Below are 3140 nucleotides of genomic sequence, written 5' to 3'. Positions count from 1 at the left end.
GCCCCGCGCAAGCGGGCCGACGCCCGGCGCAACGAGAGGACGCTGCTCGACGCCGCCGCGGCGGTCTTCGTGACCTCGGGCGTCGAAGCGCCGGTGCGCGACGTCGCGGCCAGGGCGGGAGTCGGGGTGGCCACGATCTACCGCCACTTCCCGACGCGGGCGGACCTCATCATCGCCGTCTACCGGCACCAGGTCGAGGCCTGCGCCGAGGCCGCTCCGACCCTGCTGGCGAGCGGTGCGACCCCGCACGCCGCGCTGGGGCGATGGATCAACCTGTTCGTCGACTTCCTGGTCACCAAGCACGGGCTGGCCGCCGTGCTGCGGTCGGACGACGCCGGCTTCGACACGCTGCACGCCTATTTCCTCGACCGGCTCGTGCCCGCGTGCGCCCAGCTCCTCGACGCCGCGGCCGCCGCCGGCGAGATCCGCCCCGACGTGGACGCCTACGAGCTCATGCGCGGCGTCGGCAACCTCTGCATCGGCGCCGACAACGATCCCCGCTACGACGCTCGCCGGCTGGTCGAGCTCCTCATCGCAGGACTGCGCCTGCCGCACCGCTAGAGTCGATCGGATCAGCGTTCCGGATGCCGGACGAGCCGAAGTGAACAAACTGATTCACACGCCCCCCGCGGCGATAGAGGATCGTGGACATGGCGAAGGACTACCGGTACGCCGACGCCGTTCGGCTCCTGGGCGGCGCCGATGCGGCGGTCGAGAAGATCGATCTGCTGCTCAGCATCGGCACGCTCGGGCTCTGGGACGTGATCGACGCCAAACAGCAGTTCATGCAGGTGGGCAACACCCTCCTCGGCCGGTGGCGCGAGTGGCGCACCGGCCGCGAATGGCACAGCCGTACCGAACGCATGGAGGCCGCGCACACGATCCTGGTCATCACGGCGTTCTTCGGGCCCTGGCGGAGCAACCGCTGCTCCTGCTCATGCTCGCGCTGTATGACGCCGACGGGAACGCGCTGAGCAAGGACGCGGCGGAGTTCCGGCAGACGGAGCTCAAGCGCCCGGGGACGACGGCGGCGTCATCCTGTGGGATGCCGGCTCTGGCGCGGCCCCGGCGCGGCGTGCCACCCTGCTCGGCCTGCCGGACGGCTGGGTCGCGCTGACGCCGGACGGGCGTTACAAGCAGATGGGCGAGGTGGCCGGGCAGTTCTGGTTCGTCGTGGGCATGCGGCGGTTCGAGCCTGGCGAGCTCGACCTGTACCTCCCGTCGGTCCGTCAGGTCCCGCTGGACCACCCTCTCTGCGGAACTCCCGGCGTTTCCGCGCTTACCGCACCCGGTCGTTCGGCGGGCGACAAAAGCGACCTGTCACACCCGCACGCTAGATTCACTCCAATCACATTTGATCTTCAGTCACCACCTGGATGTACGACATGCACCCCCTCATCGTCGCCTTGGCCCTTGTCACCGCCGCTCCCACCACCGCCCACGCCCAGACAGCCGAACCCGACCCGGTGGCGGGCCTGCGTTCGCTGCTCGTCCGCGGCGCCGGCGCGACGGCCGAGTTCTACGGCCAGGCCTCCACGGACCTGTCCAAGGAGGTGCAGCTGAACGGCCGGCGAACCTTCATCGGGAGCGGCATGGGACTGCGCGGAACCAGCAAGGTCAAGCTGGGCCGGGCCGGCGTGATCGCCTCGGAGCACACTCGGCAGCTCAGCGTGAGCAGCAAGGAGCTGATGGTGGAGGAGGCGCCCAAGGACCCCTACTTCGCCGGCGTGCTCGCCACGGTGGGGACGCTGCGCACCATCAGCGTGGGCGGCTGGCAGTACCAGCTCGCGCCGCGGGCGAAGACCTGGGTGCGTACCGGCCGTGCAAGCGGCGCCGCGGCCGCGTACGGCGACCAGTTCATCAACGTCCTGGAGCCGGCCACGCTGCGCAAGCTGCTGGCCACCAAGACCCGCAAGACCGTCGGGCCCTGGACCACGGATCACACCACCGGCCGCAAGCAGCGGATCTACAACCTGACCGGGACGATCAAGCTCAAGGAGCTCTATCGCGTCTCCCCCAGCTTCCGCGAGGCGGCGGGGACCGCGGCCCTCGGGATGTCTGAGGTGACATGGACGTACATGTACGACGACCGCGGATGGCCGTACCGGGTCGGCTGGCGCTTCTACGCGCACCCGCGGCCCGAGGTCCCGGGGCTCGGACACGACCGGATCCTGCGGGGGCACCTGGCCACGCAGTACCGGAACTGGGACAAACCCATGACGATCACCGCGCCCCAGGCGAAGCCAGGCCGGGGACTCGCGGTGGACGACCTCGCCGACGTCCTCAGCGCCCCCGAGCGCCGCAAGTGAGGAACGCGCTGTAATCGCCTGGGCGTGGAGACGAGCTCCGCCGTTCTCCCTCATCACTGTGGTCGGCTACGCGCTGATCGCCGTTCTCGCTGAAGGGAGCAAGGCGCTCTCCTGACTGGCCGGACAAGAGGAGGGCGACCATCACCCGATCGCCGCCCTCCCCTGCCTCCCTCTCATGGCCCGGCCTGTGCTCCTCCAAGTGCAACCACCTCATGCGCTGCCGAAGGAACTCCGAGCTCAGGCCGTTCTCAGGGGTTGCCGTACTTCTTGACGAACTGGTAGTACGTCCATGCCCATGCCCTGCAGTCGGGCCGGACCAGGATGAAGTAACCCCCGCATACCTTGTCGCGCATAGTGATGTAGAACCGGTTGTCCACGTCCAGCTTTCGCGTACGGGTGTTGTCGAGGTAGTACTTGTACTTCTTCTTCTGGTTGGCGATCAGGCCGTACCCGTAGTCGTGGGAGTCGCAGGCCGGCCGCATATCGAAATTGTGGGGCTTGTCCGGAGACTTCGTGCAGTGGTCGTAGTAGATGCCCCTGACCTTGAAGCCGCTGGCGGTCCGCTTCCAGTCGGGCTTCCGCCATTTGCCGCCGTGCCACGCCCAGGCCGAGCAGCCCGACTTCGTGTACCACATCCAGGTGGCGGCAGTGTTGCACTTCTTCGGGTAGGACTGCGGGGGATCCACGCCGTCCGGCAGGAAGTCACTGGCCGGCGGCTCGGTGGCGTTGGGGTCGTCGAGCCCGGCCGCGCCCTCGGTCGGCCCGCCGTTGGCCGGCATGTCGGTGCCGGTGGCGACCACCTGGGGAGCGGCGACGCCCGCCGGGAACGAC

General features: G+C 69.0%; 4 protein-coding genes. 3 read left to right on the top strand and 1 reads right to left on the bottom strand.

Annotation, left to right across the window (positions count from 1 at the left end; genetic code table 11):
* The 3 genes from ACWDX9_RS61725 to ACWDX9_RS61715 form a co-directional block, all read left to right on the top strand.
* On the top strand, window positions 1–561 hold a 561-nt coding region (locus ACWDX9_RS61725), incomplete at its 5' end, for a TetR/AcrR family transcriptional regulator (RefSeq protein ID WP_449973185.1).
* An 89-nt stretch (window positions 562–650) separates the two neighbouring features.
* Window positions 651–974, top strand: coding sequence for an NACHT N-terminal helical domain 7-containing protein (locus tag ACWDX9_RS61720; protein ID WP_449973184.1), 324 nt, complete (start codon window positions 651–653; stop codon window positions 972–974).
* Between the two features lie 411 nt (window positions 975–1385).
* Complete coding sequence (locus ACWDX9_RS61715) at window positions 1386–2309, top strand: hypothetical protein (RefSeq protein ID WP_449973183.1); 924 nt, start codon at window positions 1386–1388, stop codon at window positions 2307–2309.
* Window positions 2310–2557: 248 nt separating this feature from the next.
* Here the strand turns inward: ACWDX9_RS61715 and ACWDX9_RS61710 are convergent.
* The coding region (locus ACWDX9_RS61710; protein WP_449973182.1) for a phospholipase A2 at window positions 2558–3140 on the bottom strand (583 nt) is incomplete at its 5' end.

This window comes from Nonomuraea sp. NPDC003201, assembly GCF_053590415.1.
This window is presented reverse-complemented; position numbering and strand designations above follow the sequence as displayed.

Coding starts and splice junctions, on each gene's coding strand:
- ACWDX9_RS61720 (WP_449973184.1), top strand. CDS start 651: ATGGCGAAGGACTACCGGTACGCCGACGCCGTTCGGCTCCTGGGCGGC.
- ACWDX9_RS61715 (WP_449973183.1), top strand. CDS start 1,386: ATGCACCCCCTCATCGTCGCCTTGGCCCTTGTCACCGCCGCTCCCACC.